Below are 25,099 nucleotides of genomic sequence, written 5' to 3'. Positions count from 1 at the left end.
GGAGACTTTATGCGTAAAGACCATTACATCGCCAATGCGTGGGTTGCACCCAGCACAGGCCAGTATCTCGATAGTTTTGATCCCAGCAATGGCCAAGTGCTGGTGCAACTGGCCCAAGGCAATGCCACTGATGTGGATCGCGCGGTGCAGGCTGCAAAGCAGGCGTTGGGTGAGACTTTTGATGGCCCGTGGGGACGGCTGTCCGCGGTCGAGCGCAGCCGCTTGCTATTCAAACTTGCCGCTGCGGTGACGGAACACGCTGAAGAGTTGGCCCAACTGGAGGCGGCCGACTGCGGTAAATCATTGAAAACAGCCAGAGTCGATGCCACGGCGTTGGCCCGTTACTTTGAATACTACGCTGGTGCGGCAGACAAATTGCATGGCGAGACTCTGCCTTTTAACGCCGGCTATACGGTATTGACGTTGCGTGAACCGCATGGTGTGACGGCACACATCGTGCCGTGGAACTACCCGATGCAGATTTTTGGGCGCACGGTAGGCGCTGCATTGGCTGCGGGCAATGCCTGCGTGGTCAAGCCCGCTGAAGATGCCAGCCTGTCCTTGCTGCGCCTAGCGGAGTTGGCGGCCGAAGTAGGCTTTCCTGCAGGGGCATTGAATGTGGTCACCGGTTATGGCCGAGAGGCGGGCAACGATCTCACTGCACACCCTGGTATCGACCATATTTCGTTTACGGGCTCGACGCAGACGGGGCGTTTGGTGGCACATGCTGCCGCTGAGCGGCATTGCCCGGTCACATTGGAATTGGGCGGAAAGTCACCACAAATTGTGTTTGATGATGCCGATCTCGAGGCCGCCCTCCCCGTGCTTGTGAACGCGATCGCACAGAATGCCGGGCAGACCTGCTCTGCGGGTAGTCGCGCGCTGGTACAACGCGGCATTTATGAGCGCGTGTTGGCGCTTTTGGTGTCTCGATTTGAGGCTCTGCAAAGTGGCCCACCTGCATTGCAGCTGGACATGGGTCCGTTGGTCAACCGCAAGCAGTTTGAGCAAGTGCGCGCCATGGTTGAGCAAGCCAAGGCGCAAGGGATTGTGGAGGCTGCGCGTGGGCGTGTGCACCCTGATGCCAGTGCGCAAGGCTTTTACCAAGAAGCCGTGCTCTTTCGTGATGTACCGCCTGAGAGCGATATTGCGCAAAAAGAGATTTTTGGCCCAGTGCTGGCCGTGATCCCATTCGATACCGAAGAGCAAGCCGTGCGCATTGCCAATGGTACGGATTTTGGTTTGGTCGCTGGTATCTGGAGCCGTGACGGCGCGCGCCAGATGCGGGTTGCACGCAAAATGCGTTGCGGCCAAGTATTCATCAATAACTACGGCGCCGGTGGCGGTGTAGAGTTGCCCTTTGGCGGCGTGAAAGCCAGCGGCCATGGGCGCGAAAAAGGTTTTGAGGCGCTGTATGGGTTCACCGTCCTGAAAACCATTGCGATCCAGCACGGCTAGAGCGCAGCACTGGCCATTGTTGTGGTCGATGCCAGCGAGAATTCAGCCTCGCTGGTGCGGGGTTTGAATAAACGACTGCCTATCCTGCGCATCGGGCAGGCAACACATGCAGCGCCATGCATATGGCTTGCAATAGCGAGACAGGCGCTGGGCTGAATGGGAGCTACAGCACCTACGACAACAACAGACAAGGAGACAATCACCATGACAAGCAACGCCATACCAGCGAGGCCGCTGGACCACATTCGCAATCCAGAGCACTACCGTTTTTCATTAGGCGATTTCCAATGCCTGGCGCTCTCCGATGGCGTGCTCTCTATTCCTATGGACGGTGTGTATGCCGACAGTGACCCTGACGAACGTGAACGATTGCTGGCGCTGCATGGCATGTCGCTGACGACCTACACCATGGATATCAACTTCTTACTGGTTGATACCGGCAAAGAGTTGGTGCTGATTGACACCGGCTTGGGCGAGAGTGGCTTGTTTGGCAACACAGGCGGGCGGTTGCGGCAGAACTTGGCCAAAGTGGGTATCAGTCTTGATGCGATTGATTGGGTACTGATTACCCACGCGCATACAGACCATTATTTTGGCTTGATTGATGCGAAGGGACAGCCCGTTTTCCCGCATGCCCGTATCGCTATCAACCGTGCTGATTTTGATTATTGGACTGACGAGAGCCAAGTGGATGCCGAAGGCCATCGCGGTTTGTGTACGCGTGGCGCCAGAGCCGCTTTGCTGCCTTACCAAGATCGCTTGGAGTTCCTGAATTACGACCAGGATATCGTGCCAGGAATCCGTCCGATATTGACGCCAGGACATACCGTTGGCCACACCTCATTTTTGATTCAGAGTGCAGGCAAAATTTTGTTGAATTTGGGCGATGTTTCCCACCATGCGGTGATCGAACCTGCCCACCCTGAATGGTCATTTAGTTACGACAGTGATGTGGCACTTGCCAAAGTTACGCGCGCAGATGTCTTCCGTGATATCGCTGCCAAGGACTATCTGATTTTGGGGTGCCACTTCCCATTCCCCGGCTTGGGGCGCATTGTGCAAGATGGGGCTGCCTATACCTTCATTCCACGCCCGGCATTGCCTTTGTTCGAGTAAACACCGTGCACGCAGTTCACGCCACCAGCGGTTGGAGCAGGTGGTGCAGAAACTGCGCTACCGGTGCTGGCAGTGGATCGTGGCGGGTACACAGGTACATTTTGCGTTGTTGTGCCCAATCGTCTTGCAGCACCAACAGGCGAAATTGGGACGGTTGGCGAAAACCTGACGCCACAATGGTTGGCAGCACTGCGACGCCTTGTTCTGCTGCCACCAAGCGGCACATGGCATCGAACGATTGCACCTGCACCAACTGGTTCAAAGGTCTGCCCAATGCTTGCGCTTGCCGGGCCATTTGCTGGGTGGAGGCCGCATCCTTGTCCAGCCCAATGAAATCGTTGTCCAGTAAATCTTCAAACCGGATGTGTGGCTGTGGCCACGGGTGGTGGAAAGGCACGATGGCACACAAAGGGTCGTTCACATAGGCGGTGTATTTGAGTCCGGGTTCGGGCGTGGCGGTGACGATACCGATATCGGCAATGCCCTGGCGTACCCAATCGACAATCACGGCACTGCGCGCTTCGCATATTTCAATGCGGATGTTGGGAAACTGCCGCGACCATGCCGCCAGCTGCTCAGGCAACTGGTGGCTCAGTGCCGAGACGTTGGCCGCTAAATGCACCTTAGCCATGGCGCCGCCCGCGTAATCGCTTAAAGCGCTGCGCATTTGCTCCACTTGTTGGAGTAAGCCCTCGGCGTATACCACCATCGCCTCGCCTGCGGCTGTGGGAGAAACGCCGTCAGCGCGGCGCTCCAGGAGTGTTACGCCAAAGCGTTGCTCCAGCAGCGATAAACGGCGACTGGCTGCGGATAGGGAAATGTGGTTGATCTCGGCGGCTTTAGAGATGCTTTTGGCTTGTACAGCGCAGAGAAACAGTTGGATGGAGTCGAGATTGGGCAACATAAGCGTGTAGATTCACGCTTGAGTGTAGCCCAGCTCAGGCTAAACCATGCGCTGCATAGCAGCAGCGCAGAGCATGTTCATGGTGCAGGAACAATGGCGATGGCACGCACTGGAAAGCCTGGTGCATCTTTGAAGTTGGGGTAGGCAATCGAGATCAAGGCGCCAGTAGCTGGCAGCTCGTAAAGCTTGTTGAGCACCTCGACTTGGAAGCCGTGTTCGAGTACGTAATACTCGCCAATCAATGCATTGTTCTTGCGAAACGCTACGGCAGAATCGGTATCGAGTGTCTCATGCCCAACAGCCTTGATTTGGCGCTCTTCAAACAAGAATTTCAGCGCATCGAGTGACCAGCCTGGCACGTGCGCATGGCCATGCTCATCTGCATTGGCAAAAGCCGCTTTGTCAGGCCAGCGGCGGCTCCAGCCACTGGCAAATGCCACAAAACTACCTGCTGCAATGCGCCCGTGTGCTTGCTCAAAGGCGTCAATATCGGCCACGCTCAACTCGTAGTCTGCATTGTGTTGAACGGCTTCTTCGCAGTTGATGACATACAGCGGCAACAGCATGTCTTTCAGATCGAGGGTCTCGAGTAACCCGGCGCCCGCTACAAAATGGCCGGGTGCATCAATGTGTGTGCCAGTTTGCGTGGCGAACCCAAAGCGCTTCGCATAAAAACCATGTTCCTCGACTGTGAACAAGGTTTCAGCGGTCGGCGGTGCGAAGGCCGAGAACATCGGAATGTGGGCATCAACACTGTGGCTGAGGTTCACCCATTGGGCTTTCTTGAGTTCGGTCAGGAGGTTCAGCAGGTTCATGGTTTTTTTGGTCAGAGATAGGGGCGAGCAGGGTGTGGCACGCTGGACTGAATTCAGCCCGAATGGTATGGATTGTGAGTGTATCGCCCAAGCCGCCTGCTAGCAGCGTGCTAGGGCCGCTTTGGTGCTGATAGCAGTCAATCGACCTGACTGCGAGGGAGGATCGAGTCTGGCGTTTTTATGAGCGAGCAGCCCCGCTTGGGGATAGGCCAAACTCGCGCTTGAAGGCGGTGGCAAAATTTTCTGCGGAGTGGTATCCCGCCAGGGTAGCCGCATCCATGATGCTGATGCTTTCGCTGCGTAGTGCACAGTAGGCTTTTTGCAAGCGTAAGCGGCGTAAATACGCGGTAATCGTCATGCCGTGCACTTGTTGAAAGCGCTGTTGGATTCTGCTTGAAGAGGTGCCTGCCTTGCGCAAGATCATTGGCAATGGCAACCCATCGGCTTGGCCGCTGTGCAGCAGTTGGTGGATACGCTGAAGCATGCGTGCTTCGCGTGTCGGTATGGCGTGTGCAGGGGGGTGAGCTACGGTTGCCAATGCCTGATGGGCAATATGGCTTAAGGCGCCAAGACTCAGCTGGGTGGCCACAGCTTGTTCTTGCAATTGGCGCGTATGAGCGCCCCAGTATTGCGATTCAAACAGCGCATTGGCTTGCTCCATGAGCGATGCGGGAATCGCCCAACGCAGGTGGCCTCCATGCGATTGTGCAAAGGTCCAGATGGCATCGTAGGCAGCGGGTCCGAAGTCAAGGTTGGTGTGTAGCCAATGCCAGGGTATGGTGAGACTGACTTTGCGTTCACGCCGACCGTTGCGCCACTCGCGGTGAAAGCGGTCTGGCTTGGCGATCGCAATAATATGGGCCTCTGCAGTTGCTTCCAGGCAGAGCGTGTTGTTGGCGTAAGCCACTTCTGAGCAGCCATCGCACAGAAAAACCAGTTTGATACTCGGCGTGATTTCCGATTCAGTTGCGCCATTGACCAGGTCGGTCGCGTCGACCATATGCAAGATCAAACCATTGGCGACTGTGACGGTACGAAAAAGCCCTTGCAACAACGGCATACCTTCGGTTTGCATGTGTTGACTTAAGAACCAATAGTTGGTATTCAAGCCAGGGTTTGAACGCCCGATTTCAGGGCTGTACAGCAAAGCAGAAGTTGTTGCCGTTGCGCGCTTGGGTGGCTGCTTGGATGGGGGGGTGGAGCAATTCGCCATGGTTTGCAAAGAATTTGGGGGGAATGGCAAAGAATCGCCATCGCGCAAGCAAAGCAGTGTTTCTACAATCGGTCGGATCCATTAATCAATAATGAGAATGAAACGCAATGCGATCCTATATTCTAAACATCCGTTCAAAGACAGTGGCTTTAGCCGTGTTGTGCTTGCTGACTGGTTTGTCGCACGCACAGGAGAGCCGTGTTTCTGCCGCACAAAATCAGGGTGATGAAGAAATGCCTGCCGTTGTGGTAACGGCCTCGGGAGCCGAGCAATTACTGGAAGATGCTCCAGCCAGTATTTCGGTTATCTCAGCACAAGAGTTACAGCGCAAGCCTGTGCAAGAACTCGCAGAGGTCTTGGGCGGTGTAGAAGGGGTGACGTTGAACCGCTCAGGTACAGGTGAGCCAAGGGTACAAATCCGCGGACTGGGTGCGGACTACACCTTGATCTTGATTGATGGCAAGCGCGTCAATGCCAGCTCGGTCAACTTCCGTGGCAATGACTATGACACGGGCTGGGTGCCGGTGTCTGAAATTGAGCGCATTGAGGTGGTGCGTGGGCCAATGTCATCGCTTTACGGTTCGGATGCGATTGGCGGTGTGATCAACATCATCACCAAGAAGGTCAGCGACCATTGGCGTGGGCATGTGCGTATGGACACGATCCAACAAGCCAAACGCAGTGCAGGTGATACCTATGCAGGCAGTTTCTCGTTGGCTGGGCCAATCAAGCCCAATGAGTTGGGCATCAAAGTCTATGGCAGTTACGACTTGCGCAAAGCCGACCAAGACAGCCGTGAAACTGAGAGCTTACCGGTGCATCCGGTCATGCGCAATAGCCGTTTGGGATCCCAATTGAGTTGGACGCCTGTTTCGGACCAGACTTTTACTTTGGACATGGATGCCAGTCGACGAGACCACGACCATTTTGTGCTCAAGCGCCAAGCTGTCGCCCTTAATCACAAAGGCCGGTGGGGCGTTGCTGACTCTGATCTGACCTTGAGTACGGATCGAATCCGCAACGAGACTGGCGTGGTGTCAGGTCAAACCAACCCGGCCACGGCGCACACCTATGCGCTCAATGGCAAACTCAATATCCCGTTGTCTGAATGGAATCAGCGCATCACTGTTGGCGCAGAGGTACGCCATGAAAATCTCAAAGACAGTACCAACTTGGGTGGTTGGCCGGGAGCTCAAAGCCTCAGTGATGGTAAAGCTTCGGTGGGGCAGCAAGCGCTTTTCATTGAAGATGAAATCTATTTGGGCGACGACTGGCAACTGACGCTTGGCAACCGCATCGACCATCATGAGCATTTTGGCGTCAACCATAGCCCCCGTGCTTATGTCGTTTGGCGTGCTAGTCCTGATGTGAGGGTCAAGGGGGGCGTAGCCCGATCATTTCGAGCCCCCACTTTGCTGCAAAACAGCCCTCAATGGGGCTCCGTGTCTTGCGGAAGTGCCACAGAAGGTTGCTACATCGTGGGCAGCAAGAGTCTGAAACCAGAAACCGGAACCAGTGTGGAGCTGGGTATTAGCGCGGCATTGACGGAGAAAGTTCAGGCTGATGTGACGCTGTTTCGCACGCGCTTGAAAAATATGATCAGCATCGACAACCGTACCCGTGACCCGGTTGAAGCGCAGACGTATCCCAACTTTGTTGGTTTACTGCCTGATGGCAGGCCGGTGCTGAGCTACGAAAACGTGGCCAGCGTGCAAACGCAGGGGGTAGAAGCCAGCGTGAAGACACAGTGGAGCGATGCATTCGATTTTCGACTGAATTACACCTTTACCAAAGCAGAGGACACCAGCGGGTCGACGGCGATGCCATTGACCTATCGCCCACGCCACAGTGCATCGCTTGCCATGAACTGGCATCGCGGGCCATGGACTGCTGGAGCCGATTGGCGATTCACGGGACGACAAGTGACCAATGCCTACAGCAAACAGGAAAAAGGCAGCTATAGCAATTGGGATTTGAATGTGGGTTGGGAGATTGCTCCACAGTGGGCAATCAAGTTCGGCGTATTGAATGCGTTGAACAAACAAGACGCCCGCGATGCAGACTTATCTTATCTTGAAGATGGGCGACGTTATTTCCTTAGCCTAGAGGCACGTTTTTGATGGCATGGCTTTCATATGTACAGCGTCCGTTAAAGCGGCTGGCGTTTCAAAAAGCACATATTGCAGTGGTGGCTGCATGTATTGTGTGCCTTGGTGCAGCGTCGGCGCATGCCCAAACGGGAGTGGTTAGCATGTCAAATGCATCGATAGACGTGGCGCGAGCGGCGGAGGAACCGACCTTGAAAAGCCCGATATTGGCTGCGGTTTGGGCTGATTGGCAAGCGGCTATGCAACGCGGCGATGCTGATTTGGCACGCCAGCGTGTAGAGCGCTTTTGGCAAGAACAACATCAACGTGGGGGAGGGCCTTTGGTTGAAATGGTTCCTGTCGCTCCACACAGGCAAGGTGCAGCGCTCTTGGCAGGAACGAGCGCATCAGCATCGTTTTATGTCACTTTCTTGTGGCGCGATGGAGTCTTCACCAACCAACGCACTGCGCAGGCGTTTAACGGGGCAATCACTGGCGCGGAGCAGCCGTTGCAAGTGCGGTTGTTGGCCCCTGTGCGTCAATTCAACACGCAGGTGTTAAGCCCATTGGGGCGTACGGGTATCCGCTATTACAGCGTGGTGCTTCCCGCTGATAGCCGCATGTCATACCAATATGCAGCTGGCGCCCAGCCTGCAGAAGGCAATCGCCAGGCGTTGCGCGCGTGGATGCGTGAACACACCATCGTTGACCCCTTGAATCCGACAAGCTGGCCGTCAGCACCGGTTGAGTCGCTTCAGCGTTTGCCAGCATATGCCGCGTTGCGGCCTTTGTCGGTATTGCAAGTGCCTGAAGCAGAAAAACCATTGCGCAGTGCAACTGTTGAGCCAGCAGCAAAAGCCAGTGCCGTTACAGCACTTGGCCGGTGGAGTCGGCACCGCATAAAGAGTGAGGTGCTCGGTAATACGCGGGATGTATGGCTCTACCAGATGCCAGCGCTTGCCAATCATGTGCAAAACAAGAATGCGCCGCCATCGCAGGCCACACGTGTGTGGGTGGTATTGGATGGGGAGCAATGGGAGACGCAGTGGAGCGTGCAGCGTGCGCTTGAGCGTTTGCATGCGGAGCAACCTGAGCAATCCGTAGTAGCGGTTCTAGTTGGGAATGTTGATCGCGGTGCTGAATTGCCCCCCAATGAGAAATTTGCACAATTCATGGCCCATGAACTGGGTGCTTGGATTCAAGCCCAAGTCCCTGCTGCTTCAAGGCGGGCACAGGATTGGACCATCAGTGGCGTCAGTTATGGTGGTTTGGCATCGACATGGTTGGCCTTTCGATTTCCAGAGCGTTTTGGCAATGTCTTGAGCCTATCGGGCTCTTATTGGTGGGTCCCTGAAGAGGAGGAGTCTGGGCCGTCCAACCCTGATGCAGGGCAACCCCATGATGATTGGCTCACACGTCAAATAGCAGCCGCGCCACGCAAACCCATCCGCTTGTATATCGACGCTGGGCGTCTTGAGTCAGGTGTCGATGGGGAGGCTGGCATTCTTGATAACAACCGCCGCTTGCGCGATGTGTTACGTGCTAAGGGTTACCCATTTACCTACCACGAAAGCCTTGGCGGGCACGATGCCATGGTCTGGCAAGACGCACTGGAAAGTGGTTTTCGCCACTTTCTGGTTGAGACGGCAAGCCCTTCGCCTTGAATCATGGGTGCGAGAACGCGCTGCGCAATGAAGCGCGCAATGCGCTCGGCATCAGCGCTTTGAACGATGTTGGGGCGCTTTACTGCCCCTCTTCTCCCATCCTCTCGAACGCTTTGCCCACCACTTCGGTGTGCCGCACACGTTCGCTGTTGGTGTTGTGGCCTTGCATACGACTGAGGATATCGAGCTGCTCTTGAATGGCGGTAGCAATTTGCAGTAGCACGCGGTGCAGACCCAATTGCTGGCGGCGGTTGTTGGCTAGGTGCTCTTGCACGGGTTGCAAGGCGCTGGCAACTAAATTGCCCAATTCACGGGCGGCCAGTAAGCGGGCGGTTTGATCGGCTTGGGTTGCGCTAGGTATGCCATCGCGTGGGGCGTGGCTTGTCAGCGCGTTCTCTAGCGCGTGTTGCAGTGCTTGTGCGGTGGTTTGCCCCGATTGTTGTTGTGCCAGGGCCAATTGCTGCAGACTGTTGAGAATCTCTTCCCATGGCGCTGTAGGCTGTTGCCGCTGGGCATCGGTTTGCTCTGCTGCCCACTGCGCATGTTGCTGCGCACTTTGTTTGGTGGCCTGAACCAAATCAATGAGCTGGGCCACGATTTTGCCACCGGTATCGGTATCAGCGCCGCCAATGGCTTGGCTGCGCATGAAGTTGTGCTTGATCTCGCTCCAGCGCGCTTGTTGCGCATCGCTCATATGTCCGCGTAGTTCTGCGAGTTTGAGCAGGTTTTCCTCTGCGCCGGTAGTGAGCAGTTGCGACTCGCCCAAATAGTGGTCGTCAAGCAGTTGCTGCATTTCCTGCCCATTCATCACGCTGGTGATTTTCTCTGCCAGCTTGTTCATGTTGCGGTAAGAGCCTTGTAGCTTGAATGGCGGCTCGGTGCGGTAGGCATCGGCCTGGCCTGCGCTGGCAATGTATTGTTGGTTGACTTTGTAGACGATTTCGCGCACTTGCAGCATGCGCTCGAGCACCGCATCTATCTCGCGTAGCTCGGCGGCGCTGTAGTCGTGGCTGAGTTCGTTACTCGAAAATTCCTTGCCTTGGGCTTTGCCCACGAGCAGGTACAAGTCTTTCAAATCGCGCGTAGCCAGTGGTGCCAGCACGGGGTTGCTGGTGAGGCTGTTTTCGACGTAGCTGAGCTTGAAGGTGTCTTCCAAACCGCCCAGCACATCGCCTAAGTTGTACACATCGGCGCGGTTGGCCAGCATGTCGGGGATTTTGAAGACTTCGCCCGATTCCGTGTAGGGGTTGCCGGCCATCACTATGCAGAATTTTTTGCCGCGCATGTCGTAGGTTTTGGTGCGGCCGCGCCATACACCTTCTATGCGACGGGTTCCGTCTGAGAGTGAAATGAAGCGCTGCAAGAACTCGGGATGCGTGTGCTGAATATCGTCGATATACAGCATCACGTTGGAGCCCATTTCCAGTGCAAGGTTGAGCTTTTCCAACTCTTGGCGGCTGGTTGCATCTGGTGCTTGAGCAGGGTCTATGCTGCGCACTTCGTGCCCTAGCGCGGGGCCGTTGATTTTCATGAAAATCAAACCCAAGCGGTTGGCCACGTATTCCATCAGCGTGGTTTTGCCGTAACCGGGGGGCGAGATCATCATCAACAGGCCCATCAAGTCGGTGCGCTTGTTCTCGCCCACGGTGCCCATTTGCTTGGCCAGGTTGTCGCCAATCACGCTGAGGTACACATCATTGATGAGCTTGTTACGCACAAAGCTGGAGAGCGGTCGTGGCTTGAATTCTTCGAGCCGCATACTTTGGCGTTGCTCGGCCAGAATGTCATGCCGCAATTGTTGGTAGCGGCGCAGTGCTGGCACAAAGCTGCTGGTGTGGGTATGTGCACGGCGGGAGAAATCGTCCACACCCAATTCCAGCACCCCTTCATGGATGCGAGGATGTGTGCCCAATAGGCCGCTGACCTGGGCGCGTAGCTGCACCTGTTGTATGTCGTATTGCACAGCGCTGTTGAGCAGCGCCAGAGCGGCGGCTTCGACGACATAAGTCGTGACCACGGCCTGACCGGCAGGAGCTTTGCGGCGCGCAATGGCGTAGAGCCAGTGCAATGCACGCTCGACGCGCACCACCAAGGGTTGCGAGGCATCGTGCAGCGAGGCGAGCATCTCGCTCCAGGCGCCTTCAGCTTCAAGTTGATTTTGCCACGCGGCTAGTAAATCAGCGGCGTAGCTGGAGAAGTGGATTCGTGGAGCCGGGTCATCGAGTTCATCAACCAAATACGCCGCCCCTTGCGCCGCCAGTGCTTCCAGCAGGGTTGGCGCATCGGTGAAATAGACGAGTTGGTTGCCTTTGGCAAAGGTGTGCAATGCATAGGCTATTTCACGTTCCAGAGCCTGGCGTGCGTCGAGGCTGCCCAACAAACGCTGCATGGTGGCGGCGCTTTGGGCGCGGGCGGCCCAATGGCGTGCTTGGGTTGCAATTTTGAAGGTGTTTTCACTGCCTGCGCGCAGTTCGCTCCATAGCAGCACGGCCAACGCACGTGCTTGCGCATCGTGTGCCAATACCCCAGCTTGCTCTTGCAGGGGCAGCAGTGCTTGCAAGATCAGCGCGGCATCATGGTCGTGGATGCCACGCTCATAGCCTTCGCGGTAACGTGGAGCGGCAAAGTCGCGTACTGCGCGCACCAAGGCTTCGGGCTGCGGCAGCAAGGCCATCCACTGGTCCCGTGTGCGCACAGGCGATGCTTCGGTGGCATGGTGGTCGCCAAGTTGGGCGGGTTGGCGCGCTGCTTCAAGCATCTGCAAGGCCAGGTATTCAGCGCGATAGAACTGGGGTGATTCGGACTCTAGCGACACATCCCAAAAGGGGCGCAGCTCGGCCAATTCTTGGCGGTTTAAAGGCTCCATGAAATCGGTGCCCACCAAGTGCAGGTTGAGCTGATCGCCGCGAGGCATCAGCGTCAGATCGAGTGTTTGCGTGTTGACGGAAAAGCGGTGTTTACCAAGGCGGATGATAGTGCCACTGCCTTCAAATAGGTCGCTGCGGTCGCGTAGCGCGCGTACGGCCTGATCGCGAATGCCTGTCAAGCGCGACTGGATGTCATCGGCTTTCACGCTGTCGTGCAGGGTGCGCAAACGTTCAGCGAGTTCGCGCAGTTTCACAATCAAGGCATCGCCAGCAAAGAAGGCATTGAGCGCGTCCATGTCCTGCATGCGCTCGGTGCGGCGAGGCAGGCTCTCCAGAATGCGCAATGCAGCATCGAACACAGCTTGTGCGCTGCGTTGACGCTCGTCCAGCAGGGTTTGTTTATGGCTCTCGAAGGTCTCTAGCAACTCTTCGCGTTTGGTGATGATGTCGCTCAGAAACTGCTCGTGCTCACCGAACTGGCTTTCCAGTTCTTCCAATTGCACCAGCAGGCGTGCAAGTTGTTCATCGCACTTTTCTGGGTCATTGGCCAGTGCCAAGCTGCTGGCAATACTTTGGTTGTACAGCGCAAATTGGGCGCCGAATTGCGCGACTTGCTCTGCCGCTCCCATACCACGCTTGCGTTGCTCGGCACGGGCACGGCTTTGGTTTAGGGCTGCGTAAATCTCAGAAATGGCCTCCACGATTCGGGTGCGCTGGAGCGGGTCTTCAATGTGCAGTACCGCCATCAATTCCGATAGCGTATCGAGCTCGCCAGACATAGCGTGCATGGCTTGCAAAGGTTCTTGGATTTGCGGTGTGGTTTCGGCTTTTTGTACCTGCACATCCAGCGCTTTGAGACCCTCCACATATGGTTTCAGGGCATGGTCTGTAGCTAGAAAGCTGGCTGTGCGGGCGGCAACTTCCTCGTTGGCAGCTTCTAACTCAGCTTGCATGGCGTCGACCGCAGTGGTGTCGACATAGCGCAGTTCGCGCACAGTCATCAAGCGGCCACGCTGCTGGGTAATCTGGCCCAGAGCCTGTACAAAATCGCGTGCTTGGCTCCAATCTCCTCGGCGCATTTCTGCAACCAGTGCACGTTGGCGTGTTTGCGTCTCTGTCATCTGGCGGTTGGTATCGCTGCGTATGCTCTCGACTTTTTCGTATTCGTCGAGCACGGCTTCCCCGCTGGCGGTGATGTCGCGCAGCACTGTGGGCAGGCTGGGGAGCAGGCCGTCTTCCATCCAGTGGTAGCGCTCAAACAGCCTACGTGTGGTGTCGATCAGCCGCTCGTAGCGGCTGCTGGAGACTTCTTCCGCATCAATCTCCCGTACCAGGCTGTAGAGTTCGGAGATACCGCGTACCAATTCGGCATTGCCGATGCGCCCCATGGGTGTATTGCGCGCAGGTTGGCGTGCAGCAAATTCTTCCGTGGCAAATGGCGTGCGCCAGATTTGCATCGGATGAATGCGCGTGGGCTCGTCGGATTCGGTGCTGAAAATTACCATGCGGCCATCTTCAAGCCGTGCATAGCCGTGGCCCATGATGGGTGGTTGCAGTTCCCGCGCAATCATGTTGTAAGTGAACAAGGCCATGCGGCCGCTTCCTGGCTCGTAGAAGATGTACATCACATCTTCGCCGTTGGGCGAACGGTAGCTGCGCTTGAAGCGCATGCCTGCCATGTCTTGGCTGAAGCTGCGGTGTTCGCCACTTTGCAGGTAGTATCCACCGGGGAAAATGATGCCGTGGTCTTCTGGCAATTGGATGCAGGCCAAGCCAATGGCATCAATGCGCTGTACTTTTTGCGTCAGCGTGTTGTAGACCAGATAACGCCATTGCTCTTCACGGTAAGGCAGCACTTTGAGCAGGATCAAACTGCCGACTTGGGCGTATTCAATTTTTGCGTCATCGAGCGATTGGGTGGCGTCTTGCACAGCTTCGCGCCAAATACCCAAACCATCGTTGGTGTTGTCCTCAATCTTGATGGTCAGGTCGCCGCCAATCGTGTCGATGAAGACCGTATCGAGAATATTGATGTGCGGGTGGCGACCCTGCACGACATCATTGCGACCTGCGCTCAGCCATTCAAAATCGTTCGGTGCGGGCAGTGCAATATCGCGCTCGCCCCGGTTGTCGATGTACTGCACACTTTGATTGCCAGGCTGATCGCTGGGTGTGATTGACCAGCGAAATACGCGCACATCCGAGAGGCGTTCACCGATCTGAAATGCGGCCAACAGCTTGCCTTCTTTGATGACCAGTTGCAGTAAGCGAGCCCCTTTGTAGTAGGTGTAAAGCTCGCGAAAGTCCTGCACAAAACTCTGGTGTCCCAAGAATGTTTGTCGCACATCGACGGGGACGATGTCATAACCCTGTGCGCCACTGCCTTCGTCTGCGGCATCCGCGGTGGTGGCTTGCAAGCGGTAGACGGAAAATACGTCTTCAATGCGCGTTTCTTGCTTGATGCCCAAGAAGACGTTGTAGCCAAACACGGTCAGGTCACCGACTTGTACGATGTCCCGACCTACACAATTGTTCTCGGTGCGCACCCGTACACGTCCCAACAGTGTCATGTGGCTGGCGCCAAATTCCTCCAGGCGCTGGCTGTTCAACTGCGCTGCAATGGTGCGCAGCGATTGTCCTTGATCGGATAAGCGTTTTTGCAGGACTTCATAAGCACCGCCGGTGGCGACGGCATGGTCGACTTGCTCACTGGCTTGGTCTGTGCGGATCTCGGACATGGGCGGTCATTCCTTGAAGGCAATAGCGCGGTGCATGCATCGTCTTGAAAGATCAAAGCGAAGTGCTGTGCACTTAGTGTGAATCCGACTTCTTCGTTGAATCACGTTGAAGCCGTGATGGATCATGTGCGCGTGGGAGCCACTTTTGGTGCGTCCCGCACGCAAAAAAGCGCAGTAAGCAGAGCTGGCTTACTGCGTGCAACTCAACTACTCAAGAGCGATTGTCATCGCGTTGAGGTGAGGTGAAGTTTTCCAATGCCTTGAGCATGTCCTCTGGCTTGGTGCTGCCGCCTGTAAAGCGTTGCAGCAGGCTATCGATGATGGGACTCTTGTCTGCTGCGCCTTCAATGAATTTACCCACTGACAGGCCTTTGGCAAACTTGTCAAAGAATGCGCCTTCCCCACCGACGATGTCGATGTTGGCTTTAGACAGGGCAGACGACAACACTTCGGCTTGCTCGCGGGCAATGTCCTTGCTTGCGTCGATGCTGGCAATGGCGCGTTCGAAGTTTTTCTCCAATTGCATGCGGAATTCTTCGTGACCGCGTGCAGTGTCGTTGAGGCTTCCCAGTGTTGCGAATTTTTCGGCCAAACCTTTGGCTTCTGCCATGAGCTTTTCCAGCAGGATGGCCGCTTCTGCATTGCCCACTTCGCTGGTGACTTTGGCTTGGGCCAAGCCTTGCTCTTGCGTGCCTTTGGCCACGGCAATGAGTTTTTCTGCCTCAACCTTGGCCTCAGCCAAACCTTGTTTTTCGATGGCGTCGGCCTTGGCATCAATCACGCGGGCTTCGGCCAGACCTTGTTCTTCCAGACCTTTGGCTTCAGCAATGAGTTTTTCGGCGGCGACCTTGGCTTGTGCCAGTCCTTCTTTTTCCAGCGCTGCTGCAGAGACCTCGCGCACGCGTGCATCGGCCAGACCCGGTGCGGCGCGCTCGGCCTGAATGCCTTCTGCCAAGCGTTTTTTTGCTTCAGCCTGTTGAGTAGCTGCTTCCAATTCAGCTTGTGCCACGACGGTGATTTCAACGGCTTTGTGGCGCGATGCGGACTCATCAGCTTCAGCTTTTTTCACCTGCTTGACCAAGGCCTCTTCGGCTTCGGCCTGGGCTTGCAAGACGGTGACTTGTTTGAGGCGGTCGGCTTCGGAGACGGCGCGCACTTCTTTGATGCGCTCTTCTTCCTGCGCAACGGTTTTCTCTACTGCCACACGCTCGCGAATGACGTTGGCGATATTGGCTTTCTCAACTTCCAGCGCTTTTTCTTTTTCGATGCGTTGCAGCTCCACTTCACGTTCGCGCGAGACAACCTCCAGGTCTTTGGCACGGGTGACTTTTTCTACTTCAATAACAACGGCGCGTTGGCGGTTTTGCTGTGCGACTTCCACTTCACGCAGGCGGTTTTCTTCACGGATATCAACTTGCTCTTGCGTGGCGATACGGGCATTTTCGGCTTTGAGGCGCTCTTCTTCCTGCACCTTCTTGGTCTCAGCTTCTTCACGCGCCTGGATGGTGGCAATCTCACGTTTTTGGCGTGCTTCGGCATCGGCTTGCTGGCGCTGCAGAGCCAGCAGGGCTTCTTTGGTTTCCACGTTCTTTTTGGTGATGGCCATTTCCTCGTTGCGTTCGAGTTCGTTGGTCACCACATTTTGCGCGGCTGTCAATTCGGTGATTTTTCGGATGCCTTCGGCATCAAGGATGTTGTTGGGATCCAGAGAGACTTTGGGCGTTTGCTCCAGGTAGTCAATGGCTACATCTTCGAGGGCGTAGCCGTTGAGGTCTTCACCAATGACTTCGATGATGCGGTCACGGAAGTCCTGGCGGTTCTCAAACAGTTTGACGAAGTCGATTTGCTTTCCGACGGTTTTCAGCGCTTCTGAGAACTTGGCATTGAACAGTTCGTTGACGGCACTCTTGTCGGAGGCGCGATCGACCCCAATGGATTTGGCGACTTTGAGCACATCGTCGGCGGTTTCGTTTACGCGCAGGTAGAACGCAACGGTGATGTCCGCGCGCATGTTGTCGCGGCAGATCAATCCCTCTTTGCCACGGCGGTCAATTTCCAGCGTGATCAGGGAGATTTTCATGAATTCTTTTTTGTGGATAACGGGCAAGACCATGCCGCCTGTAAAACGCACTTTGGGCGTTGAACTCATGTCGTTGATGATGAGCGCAGTGCCTTGTGGCACTTTGACGTAGAACGCCTTGAACATCACCAGCAGTGCGAACACGAGCGCGACAATAAAGCCTACACCCACTACGATGGGCAAGATCCATTCCAGATTCATTGCAATTTCCCCTATATCCAATAGTCACACATTCAAACGATTTGTGGGCTCAACAGGTGCTTCACACGGCGCCTGTGAACTCCTCTTCAGACACAACACGCCAAGTGTTGTTGGCGGCGATATGTTCAATCAGCACGACGCGTGTTCCACGCGGTAGTGTTTCGTCAACGGTGCGAATTTGCAGTACCAAACCGGCACCACCGTCTTCCACGAGCGCATAACCCTGTGTGGCCGATACAGTGGCGCTGCGCACTACACCGATACGGCCTAAAACCACTTTGGGTGTTTCTTGTGGAATTTTTTTCAGCAGTGCACGCACTGGGCGCAACGCGATGGCCGTCAAGACAACAGCGGCTAAAAGGGCGGCGATAAAAATACCAGCGCCTAACAACAAATGGGCCACTTGATTGCTCAGCAAGGGCCATAGCAACAAGGTTGCAAAGTAGCTGCTCAGCCATGCGAATAGCACGATAAGGCTGATGATCACGGTAACGGGCACACCATTGAGCCCGAGCCGAGTGAGCAGTCCAGCGAGGGCGCCTGCATCCACGCCGTCTGCATCAAAAAAAAGGCTGTCGAGCACTTCGGTGTCAATCAGCCCTAGTAGGACGACCATCCAGTACAGCAGCGAAAAGGCCAGCAAAATGGTGAAGACCACGGTGGGGAAGCTCACGATGATGTTCAGGAATTGGTGCATGCTGGCCTCCCTTGGACGGTTTTTTGTTGTGAATTCGCACTCAAAATCAACATGGAGTTTGAGAGCTCATCGCGATTGTAGAGAGCTTGACTGGCACTGTAGGGCAACGGGTTGCAGGCTTATGTCAGTTTGCAACCGTTGACAGTACAGCAGCCACGCTGGTGAGCTGATGTTATTCGCCAGCGGGCTTGGAGGAGTCTGCTGCGGATGCGGTGCGGCTGGCTTTGAGGCGCGCGAGCACTGCATTGGCACTATGCGTATCAGGGGTAATGCCTGCTGAGCGCAAGCGCGCATCCAATGCGTCCTCACTGCCTTCTTGGGCCAGCTCGGTGGCCGCTTGCAGGCGTGCACCTCGCTCAGCTTGCTTTTGTTTGATGCGCTCAAGTGAATCCAAGGCCGTTTGCACGCGTGATTCCGCCCCGCTGTAGCGCTCGGCCACGGTGGCTTGGGCGCGCTGGACGTTTTCTGTGGCTTTGACGGTGTCCGCTTGTTGCTTGAGACGCTTGATATGGGACTCGGCTTGGGCAATGGCTTGGCGCAACTGGTTGGCGCTTTGTGCGAATTGCTCTGCCTGGGCCTGCTCTTCTGTGCGGTTGTTTTCGAGCATGGCGATTTTGTTTGCCACGTCCAGCGCCAAGGCTTCGTCATTGGCATCGAGTGCTTTGACTGCGTAGCCTTCGTATTCTTGGATTTTTCCCACAGATTTGTCTAGTTTGCTGCGGGCCAGTTTTTCTTTTGCGATGATTTCAGCCAATGCTTCCTTGCTTTTGCGCAGGTCTGCGTCGGCATCGCGAATTTCCTGATCGAGAATGCGCAGCGCTTGGCTGTCCACAATGGCTTCGCCTGCTTCGTGAGCGCCGCCACGTAGCGCGGTGATGAGTTTGTTCCAAACGGTCATGGTGCTCTCCTTTGTCGTTTCAGTCGGTGGGTACGGTCATGCAGTGGATGCTGTCCGGTGGTGTCCATTTCGTCCGGCTACCGGGGTTCAAGCGGCAGCGTTGTGCAGGGCGCTTTCAAACGCCTCGGTCATTTGAATGACGTTGTCAGACAGCGTTTCGATTTCATACACCACATTGGCGAGTGTGGACGTAGCACTCAAGGCGCCAAACACAATGTAGGCGGCCTCGCCATTGGCGAAAGATTCAATGCCGACGGTGGCCAGTGGGAATACCTTTTGCGCGCGCAGCACCTGTTCGTTGAATGCGACCCGGTCTTGAATGTAACTGACAGGCCAGAGGTAAGCTTCCACCACAATTTGCCCACCTGCGACTGCCAAGAATAGGGGTAGTTCGCCATACTCGCGCATGGTGATGAGTAAGCTGGCATCGGTGCCATTGAGTAGCTCCAGTGTGGCCTCGCCACTGTTGAAAAGGGTGGCGCCTTGCAGTGCTTGGTACAAAGTCTCGATGGTCCACGGTGCGTTGGTGTTCATGCTGCCCTCCTGTGTGAATGGTTGTGCGCCACGCGGCTGGCGCATTTGCTTTTCCACCGCGAGCAGGTCGTCCGTGTATTCCGGCAGAACCCACAATTCTTTTTTGATGAGGCCTTTGTCGCGCAAGCGTTGGCGATGCAATCGTTGGTAATAGGCGGATGATTTTCTTTCCATGTGATGAATTTAATTGTGTTTACATGTGATGTCAATGCAATTAATCGCATTACATGTGTAATTGTTGTGCGGGCAATGAATGCATGGCCATTGCACACAGAGTGTTCGTGGCGTGCAGAGGCTTGGATATGCGTTCGAGGGCGTGCACAATGCGCGTTGACTCAAGGAGTGCTCGGCTGTTTCTCTATATTGAATCGTAAGAAACAGGCCGTGAAGGCACGCTAGTGCGACATAAGAAGGAGATATGCAAGATGCATGGGGAATACAAAGTGCCTGGTGGCAAGTTGGTTGTAGTGGATGTTGATGTGCAAGAGGGGTTGTTGCGCAATGTCCAAGTGGCAGGTGATTTTTTCTTAGAGCCCGAAGAGGCCTTGGATGCCATTAGTCAAGCGCTGGAAGGCCAATCTGCCGCAGCCGATACTGTGCAACTGGCCCAAGCCATCCGCACAGCATTGCCAGAAGGAGCTATGCTATTTGGTTTTAGCCCTGAAGCGGTGGCTATTGCGGTGCGGCGTGCTTTGGGTGTGGCCAAAACATGGCGTGACTATGAGTGGCAAATTCTGCATGAGCCCGCCACATCGCCTGCAATGCATACGGCTTTGGATGAGGTGCTGAGCCTGGAGGTGGCAGCAGGGCGCAGACCGCCAACGCTGCGGTTTTGGGAGTGGGAGTCCCCTGCGGTTATTCTTGGGGTGTTCCAGTCCGTGCGCAATGAAGTCGATATGGCGCAAGCGCACGCCCACGGCGTTACGGTGGTGCGGCGCATTACTGGGGGTGGGGCGATGTTTGTCGAGCCTGGCAGTGCCATTACGTATTCGATCTATGCGCCTATGGAGTTGGTTAGCGAGCTCACGATTGCCGATTCATATGCATTCTTAGATGACTGGGTCTTGCATGCGCTCAAATCGCTGGGGATCGATGCGTTTTACAAGCCGCTAAACGACATTGCCAGTCCCCAAGGAAAAATTGGGGGCGCTGCGCAAAAGCGTTTCACACAAGGGGCTACGGTGCTGCACCATGTGACGATGTCGTATGACATGGATGCCCAAAAGATGACGCAGATTCTGCGCATCGGGCGCGAGAAGCTCAGCGATAAAGGTACGACCAGTGCTGTGAAGCGGGTAGATCCTCTGCGCAGCCAGACCGGCTTGCTCCGCGAGCAGGTGATCGAACGCATGCGCGACACCTTCGTGCAGATGTATGGCGGCACAACCGGCGTTATCACACCAGAAGAATATGCTGCAGCACAGGAGTTGGCGCGCACCAAATTCCTATCGCAAGAATGGCTGAATAAATTACCTTGAGCGGGTGGTCAGTACCAGGCTCTTGGGATATACAGAGACACCGGAGCCCTGATTGCTGAGCGATTTTGTGTGCTGATCGATGAAGCAAAAAATAAAGCAAAAAGCCACCAATCAGGTGGCTTTTGTTGATTCAGTTACTGCGATCAGTTGCCTGTGGAGCTGATTTCGCCGCTCAGGTTGCCGCCTTCTTCCACAACGAGTTTTCCGTAGCGAATCTTTCCGGTGACTTTGCCTGTAGCAAATACAGTTAATTTTTCGCGAACGGTCAGGTCACCATCGAACGTGCCGTGAATTTCAGCTACGTCAATATTGGCTGTACCGTTGAAAGAGCCTTTTTCAGAAATCTGGATGACTTTGGAGTCAAGCGTGGCTTCCACAACCCCTTCAATGAACAGCACATCGCAGTCAGTGATTTCAACGCCTTTGAGCTTGATGTTTGGGCCGACTGTGAGCTTGCTTTCTTTGGTTTCAGGTTCGCTGGTGTTGCTGGCCTTGTCTGCACTGGCGTTGGCGCTGGCAAAAGAAGGGGCGGGCGTGTTTGTTGCAGGTGTGCCGCCAAAAAAACCGGCAGGTTTAGCAGTTGAGCTGGCTGCGGTCGAAGCGCTTGAAGACAAAGGCGATGCAGGTGTTGCTGCGGCCGGTGTGGTTGTGGATTCAGGTTTTGGGGTATCGGAGCGCTTACCAAAGAAGCCAGTTTGTGCCATGTCAGAAGTTCCTCTGTGAATGGGGGTAAAGATATTCAAGAATTTAAGTGAATATGTGCAGCCAACGCAATATAAATACTGAAAATACTGTAAATATTTTCATTCTCACATTGCTGGCTGAGGGGCATTTCAGACGCGCATGAGGTTTTCTATGGCGTCTGCTTTGACAGGCACATCGCGCGTCAAGAGTTCGTTGCCAGTCTCGGTAACCAGTGCATTGTCTTCAATGCGAATGCCGATATGGTGGAAGGCCTCAGGAATGTCTGGCCCCGGGCGGACATAGAGGCCGGGCTCAATCGTCAGCATCATGCCTGGAGCCAGAATGCGTGAGGGGCGGTTGCGAATGGTTTCACCTGAAAGGGGGTCTTGCCGTTCTTGCATCTGACCACTTTCGGTCGGTTCGTTATAGCTGCCGCAATCGTGCACATCCATGCCCAGCCAGTGGCTGGTGCGATGCATGTAGAACGGAAAATAGGCGCGTTGGGCAATGGCGTCATCCAGCGTGCCTACGCGGTTGGCGTTGAGGAGGCCAAAATCGAGCATACCTTGGGTGAGGATGCGTACGGCCGCATCATGCGGGTCATTAAAACGCGCGCCTGGCTTGGTGGCGGCAATGGCGGCTTCTTCGCTGGCTAAAACTACATCGTATAAATCCCGTTGCGCGGCTGTAAAACGACCATTGGCAGGGAAGGTTCGTGTGATGTCGCTGGCATAGCCGTCGAGTTCGCAGGCGGCATCAATCAGTACCAAATCGCCTGCCCGCACAGGCGCATCGCTGGCGCGGTAGTGGAGTACGCAGGCGTTGTGGCCTGCGGCGACGATGCTGTTATAGGCGGGGGCTTGCGCACCGTGTTCGCGAAAAATGTACAGCAGTTCCGCTTCGAGATGGTATTCACGTGTGTCTTGCCCTGTTGCCAACATGTGTGCCGAGCGCTGCATGGCACGTACATGGGCTTGGGCACTGATGATGCCTGCCCGGCGCATAGTATCGATTTCATGAGCATCTTTGATGAGCCGCATTTCATCGAGAATGGCACACAAATCCAGTTGTGCAGTTGGCGTATTGGCGCCAAAACGTGCGCGGGCCCGAACTTTCTCCAGCAATTGTTCTACCTGCTGCGCCATGCCGGTATGGGTTGCAAAGGGGTAGTACACCGCAGTGGTGTTTTCGAGCAGGCGCGGCAGGCGTTGCATTAAGTGGTCAAAGGAATCGGCATCTTGTACGCCCAGTGTGGCAATGGCTGCCTCCGGGCCAAGGCGGTACCCATCCCAGATTTCACGTTGCAAATCCTTGGGTTGGCACAGCAAGGTGCTATGGCCTTCTGCAGTCAGCACCAACCAGGCGTTCGGTTCAGTGAATCCGGTCAAGTAGTAAAAGTAGCTGTCTGGTCGATACGGGAAATGGGAGTCGCGGTTGCGGATGGCTTCGATTGCAGTCGGTATCAGTGCGATGCTGCCTGGTTGCATGCGTTGCGCCACACGTTGGCGACGACTGGCGTAGATTGCGGGGTTGAAGGTTTCGGTGTGGTGCATGGAGGCTAAACGCTTAGGGGGCTGGCTGTGACGTTGACTGCTGTTTTACGCGACGTTTTCAGTGGCCGAACGGGGTTGGAGGTAAACGCTGGGGTCCACGTTCAAGATGTCGATGGGGAAGCGCTTTCCGGCCAGATAGTCGTCTATGCATTGCATGACGATGGGGGAGCGGTGGCGTGCTTGGGCTGCGCGAATTTCTTCAGGCGTCATCCACACGGCGCGAACAATGCCATAGTCCAGCGCACGGTCAGGGTGGTGTTGGCCCAAAGTACCGCAGAACGTAAAGCGCAGATAAGTGATGTCCTGCGTTGCGCTGGAGGGCATGAAGCGGTTGAGGTAAATGCCAACCAGAGCCGTTGGGGTGAAATCGTGGGCCGACTCCTCCAGAGTTTCTCTGCGGCAGGCTTGAACGGGATCTTCGCCTGGGTCCAGGTGGCCAGCAGGAGTGTTGAGGCGCAAGCCATCGCGTGTATCTTCCTCAACCAGAAGAAAGCGCCCCTCGCGTTCAATGACGGCTGCAACCGTCACGTTCGGTTTCCATCTCTTTTGCATGCGACTATTGTTGTGCTGTGGTTATGACAAAAATTTGTGCACCATTCTCTTAGAACGTAAACATGTTCTAAGCCCAAGTTCACCCCTGTTGACAAAGGGCGTGGGTACAGAGAGATACAAAGAGGCATTGTGCGCGCAAAATGGGTGGTTGCGAATGATGCTGTGGTACTACCCCATCGTTCTTTCTTTTTTGATGACCAAGGAGTCGCGATGCCGTTAACCGATGCAAACCATACGCCCAATGCCATCAATCCTGATTGGATGGATGCCCACTGGATGCCTTTTACGGGCAACCGTGAATTCAAGCGTAATCCGCGAGTGATTGTGCAGGGGCAGGGCGCGTACTATACGGATGCACAAGGAAGGAAGATCTTTGATGGATTGTCTGGTTTGTGGTGTAGCGGCCTTGGGCATGGTCGGCCGGAGATTGCGCAGGCGATTGGGCAGCAAGCGCAGCAGTTAGATTATTCGCCTGCTTTTCAGTTTGGACACCCACTTTCGTTTGAACTGGCACACCGCATCAAAAGCTTGATGCCTGCGGGGTTGGACCATGTGTTTTTTACTGGCTCTGGCTCGGAGGCCGCAGATACTGCGTTGAAGATGGCACGTGCGTATTGGCGGCTCAAGGGGCAATCGAGTAAAACGCGCCTGATTGGGCGCGAAAAAGGCTATCACGGGGTGAATTTCGGTGGCATCTCGGTTGGAGGTATCGGAGGCAACCGCAAACTGTTTGGCCAAGGTGTGGAGGCTGACCACTTGCCTCATACACAACCAAAATCGGGATCCTTTTGCAAAGGGATGCCGCAAGAGGGGGGTGCTGCGTTGGCAGACCGTTTGCTTGATTTGATTGCGCTGCATGACGCATCAAACATTGCTGCGGTGATCGTTGAGCCATTTTCTGGCTCTGCAGGGGTGGTGATTCCTCCTGTCGGTTACTTGCAGCGGTTGCGTGAGATTTGTGATCAGCACCACATCCTGTTGATTTTTGATGAGGTTATCACCGGGTTTGGCCGTGCTGGCGGCATGACGGCTTCTGAGGTCTTTGGAGTGACGCCTGATATATTGACTTTGGCCAAGCAAGTGACCAATGGAGCGCAGCCTTTGGGCGCTGTGGTGGCTAAGCATGCGATCCATGAGGCGTTCATGGATGCGGGCGGGCCCGATTACATGGTGGAGTTTTCGCACGGTTATACCTACTCTGCGCACCCTGTGGCCTGTGCTGCAGCGTTGGCGGCACTGAATGTGCTGGCGTCGGAACAAATGGTTGAGCGAGTTCAGGCACTAAGTCCTTATTTTGAATCAGCCGTTCATAGTTTGAAGGGGCTGCGGCATGTGGCAGATATTCGCAATTTTGGCTTGGCGGCTGGCTTGACTTTGGAGGCCTATCCTGGCGAGCCTGCCCGCAGGCCTTTTGAGGTAGCCATGAAGTGTTGGGAGGCGGGCTTTTATGTCCGTTATGGAGCAGATACGATCCAGCTGGCTCCGCCATTTATTGCTGAGCGCGCAGAGATTGATCGTCTGGTTGAGGCGTTGGGTGAAGCATTGCAAGCTGTGGGGTGA

At 55.3% G+C, this 25,099-nt stretch carries 18 protein-coding genes; 6 read left to right on the top strand and 12 right to left on the bottom strand.

The genetic code is table 11. The features are described from left to right. The first annotated feature begins 9 nt into the window (after positions 1 to 9). Positions 10 to 1,458, top strand: coding sequence for an aldehyde dehydrogenase family protein (locus E9531_RS05740; RefSeq protein ID WP_136572796.1), 1,449 nt, complete (start codon positions 10 to 12; stop codon positions 1,456 to 1,458). Here E9531_RS05740 and E9531_RS17455 read toward each other — a convergent pair. Next, positions 1,455 to 1,664 (bottom strand): hypothetical protein, encoded by a 210-nt coding sequence (locus E9531_RS17455; protein WP_158291725.1) that lies wholly within the window; start codon positions 1,662 to 1,664, stop codon positions 1,455 to 1,457. The genes E9531_RS05740 and E9531_RS17455 overlap by 4 nt on opposite strands. Here E9531_RS17455 and E9531_RS05735 point away from each other — a divergent pair. Beyond that, positions 1,663 to 2,574, top strand: a complete 912-nt coding sequence (locus E9531_RS05735) for an MBL fold metallo-hydrolase (RefSeq protein ID WP_158291724.1) — start codon at positions 1,663 to 1,665, stop codon at positions 2,572 to 2,574. The two genes, E9531_RS17455 and E9531_RS05735, sit on opposite strands and share 2 nt — an antisense overlap. 16 nt (positions 2,575 to 2,590) lie before the next feature. On the opposite strand, the gene E9531_RS05730 is transcribed toward E9531_RS05735, so the two are convergent. The 3 genes from E9531_RS05730 to E9531_RS05720 all read right to left on the bottom strand — a co-directional run bounded on the left by E9531_RS05730 (position 2,591) and on the right by E9531_RS05720 (position 5,506). Further along, positions 2,591 to 3,478 carry a LysR family transcriptional regulator gene (locus E9531_RS05730; protein ID WP_136572794.1) on the bottom strand — a complete coding sequence of 296 codons (888 nt, stop codon included), beginning with the start codon at positions 3,476 to 3,478 and terminating at the stop codon, positions 2,591 to 2,593. 77 nt (positions 3,479 to 3,555) lie between these two features. Then, a complete protein-coding gene (locus tag E9531_RS05725) occupies positions 3,556 to 4,293 on the bottom strand; it encodes a cyclase family protein (RefSeq protein ID WP_136572793.1) in 738 nt (245 codons plus the stop codon). Between the two features lie 178 nt (positions 4,294 to 4,471). After that, positions 4,472 to 5,506 carry a helix-turn-helix transcriptional regulator gene (locus tag E9531_RS05720; RefSeq protein ID WP_136572792.1) on the bottom strand — a complete coding sequence of 345 codons (1,035 nt, stop codon included), beginning with the start codon at positions 5,504 to 5,506 and terminating at the stop codon, positions 4,472 to 4,474. Positions 5,507 to 5,613: 107 nt separating this feature from the next. Between E9531_RS05720 and E9531_RS05715 the strand changes: the two genes are divergently transcribed. Next, a complete protein-coding gene (locus E9531_RS05715; protein ID WP_136572791.1) occupies positions 5,614 to 7,626 on the top strand; it encodes a TonB-dependent receptor domain-containing protein in 2,013 nt (670 codons plus the stop codon). Between the two features lie 179 nt (positions 7,627 to 7,805). After that, a complete protein-coding gene (locus E9531_RS05710; protein WP_211343377.1) occupies positions 7,806 to 9,257 on the top strand; it encodes an alpha/beta hydrolase-fold protein in 1,452 nt (483 codons plus the stop codon). Positions 9,258 to 9,336: 79 nt separating this feature from the next. Here E9531_RS05710 and E9531_RS05705 read toward each other — a convergent pair whose 3' ends face one another. From E9531_RS05705 to bacA, 5 genes are all read right to left on the bottom strand, one after another. Continuing rightward, entirely contained in the window at positions 9,337 to 14,862 is a 5,526-nt protein-coding gene (locus tag E9531_RS05705; protein WP_136572789.1) for a DNA repair ATPase, read from the bottom strand. A 211-nt stretch (positions 14,863 to 15,073) separates the two neighbouring features. Beyond that, positions 15,074 to 17,143: a flotillin family protein gene (locus E9531_RS05700; RefSeq protein ID WP_244610002.1), complete on the bottom strand. Its 2,070-nt coding sequence runs from the start codon at positions 17,141 to 17,143 to the stop codon at positions 15,074 to 15,076. A gap of 61 nt (positions 17,144 to 17,204) precedes the next feature. Continuing rightward, positions 17,205 to 17,840 (bottom strand): ubiquinone biosynthesis protein UbiH, encoded by a 636-nt coding sequence (locus E9531_RS05695; protein ID WP_136572788.1) that lies wholly within the window; start codon positions 17,838 to 17,840, stop codon positions 17,205 to 17,207. A 172-nt stretch (positions 17,841 to 18,012) separates the two neighbouring features. After that, entirely contained in the window at positions 18,013 to 18,738 is a 726-nt protein-coding gene (locus tag E9531_RS05690) for a PspA/IM30 family protein (protein WP_136572787.1), read from the bottom strand. An 87-nt stretch (positions 18,739 to 18,825) separates the two neighbouring features. Further along, a complete protein-coding gene (bacA, locus tag E9531_RS05685; protein ID WP_136572786.1) occupies positions 18,826 to 19,446 on the bottom strand; it encodes a biofilm formation regulator BacA in 621 nt (206 codons plus the stop codon). Positions 19,447 to 19,697: 251 nt separating this feature from the next. On the opposite strand from bacA, the gene lplAB reads away from it, so the two are divergent. Next, positions 19,698 to 20,750 (top strand): lipoate-protein ligase LplAB, encoded by a 1,053-nt coding sequence (gene lplAB, locus E9531_RS05680; protein ID WP_136572785.1) that lies wholly within the window; start codon positions 19,698 to 19,700, stop codon positions 20,748 to 20,750. Positions 20,751 to 20,893: 143 nt separating this feature from the next. Here the strand turns inward: lplAB and E9531_RS05675 are convergent, their stop codons facing one another. From E9531_RS05675 to E9531_RS05665, 3 genes are all read right to left on the bottom strand, one after another. Next, positions 20,894 to 21,454, bottom strand: coding sequence for a bactofilin family protein (locus E9531_RS05675; protein ID WP_136572784.1), 561 nt, complete (start codon positions 21,452 to 21,454; stop codon positions 20,894 to 20,896). 129 nt (positions 21,455 to 21,583) lie between these two features. Beyond that, positions 21,584 to 22,987: an aminopeptidase P N-terminal domain-containing protein gene (locus E9531_RS05670; protein WP_136572783.1), complete on the bottom strand. Its 1,404-nt coding sequence runs from the start codon at positions 22,985 to 22,987 to the stop codon at positions 21,584 to 21,586. A gap of 45 nt (positions 22,988 to 23,032) precedes the next feature. Further along, positions 23,033 to 23,539 carry an NUDIX hydrolase gene (locus E9531_RS05665; protein WP_136572782.1) on the bottom strand — a complete coding sequence of 169 codons (507 nt, stop codon included), beginning with the start codon at positions 23,537 to 23,539 and terminating at the stop codon, positions 23,033 to 23,035. Positions 23,540 to 23,749: 210 nt separating this feature from the next. On the opposite strand from E9531_RS05665, the gene aptA reads away from it, so the two are divergent. Then, on the top strand, positions 23,750 to 25,099 hold the full coding sequence (gene aptA / locus E9531_RS05660) for an omega-aminotransferase AptA (protein WP_136572781.1): 1,350 nt from the start codon (positions 23,750 to 23,752) through the stop codon (positions 25,097 to 25,099).

Origin of the sequence: Lampropedia puyangensis (assembly GCF_004833285.1) — a bacterium.
GTDB classification, from domain to species: domain Bacteria; phylum Pseudomonadota; class Gammaproteobacteria; order Burkholderiales; family Burkholderiaceae_C; genus Lampropedia; species Lampropedia puyangensis.
This window is presented reverse-complemented; position numbering and strand designations above follow the sequence as displayed.

Coding starts and splice junctions, on each gene's coding strand:
- E9531_RS05740 (WP_136572796.1), top strand. CDS start 10: ATGCGTAAAGACCATTACATCGCCAATGCGTGGGTTGCACCCAGCACA.
- E9531_RS05735 (WP_158291724.1), top strand. CDS start 1,663: ATGACAAGCAACGCCATACCAGCGAGGCCGCTGGACCACATTCGCAAT.
- E9531_RS17455 (WP_158291725.1), bottom strand. CDS start 1,664: ATGGTGATTGTCTCCTTGTCTGTTGTTGTCGTAGGTGCTGTAGCTCCC.
- E9531_RS05730 (WP_136572794.1), bottom strand. CDS start 3,478: ATGTTGCCCAATCTCGACTCCATCCAACTGTTTCTCTGCGCTGTACAA.
- E9531_RS05725 (WP_136572793.1), bottom strand. CDS start 4,293: ATGAACCTGCTGAACCTCCTGACCGAACTCAAGAAAGCCCAATGGGTG.
- E9531_RS05720 (WP_136572792.1), bottom strand. CDS start 5,506: ATGGCGAATTGCTCCACCCCCCCATCCAAGCAGCCACCCAAGCGCGCA.
- E9531_RS05715 (WP_136572791.1), top strand. CDS start 5,614: ATGCGATCCTATATTCTAAACATCCGTTCAAAGACAGTGGCTTTAGCC.
- E9531_RS05705 (WP_136572789.1), bottom strand. CDS start 14,862: ATGTCCGAGATCCGCACAGACCAAGCCAGTGAGCAAGTCGACCATGCC.
- E9531_RS05700 (WP_244610002.1), bottom strand. CDS start 17,143: ATGAATCTGGAATGGATCTTGCCCATCGTAGTGGGTGTAGGCTTTATT.
- E9531_RS05695 (WP_136572788.1), bottom strand. CDS start 17,840: ATGCACCAATTCCTGAACATCATCGTGAGCTTCCCCACCGTGGTCTTC.
- E9531_RS05690 (WP_136572787.1), bottom strand. CDS start 18,738: ATGACCGTTTGGAACAAACTCATCACCGCGCTACGTGGCGGCGCTCAC.
- bacA (WP_136572786.1), bottom strand. CDS start 19,446: ATGGAAAGAAAATCATCCGCCTATTACCAACGATTGCATCGCCAACGC.
- lplAB (WP_136572785.1), top strand. CDS start 19,698: ATGCATGGGGAATACAAAGTGCCTGGTGGCAAGTTGGTTGTAGTGGAT.
- E9531_RS05675 (WP_136572784.1), bottom strand. CDS start 21,454: ATGGCACAAACTGGCTTCTTTGGTAAGCGCTCCGATACCCCAAAACCT.
- E9531_RS05670 (WP_136572783.1), bottom strand. CDS start 22,987: ATGCACCACACCGAAACCTTCAACCCCGCAATCTACGCCAGTCGTCGC.
- E9531_RS05665 (WP_136572782.1), bottom strand. CDS start 23,539: ATGCAAAAGAGATGGAAACCGAACGTGACGGTTGCAGCCGTCATTGAA.
- aptA (WP_136572781.1), top strand. CDS start 23,750: ATGCCGTTAACCGATGCAAACCATACGCCCAATGCCATCAATCCTGAT.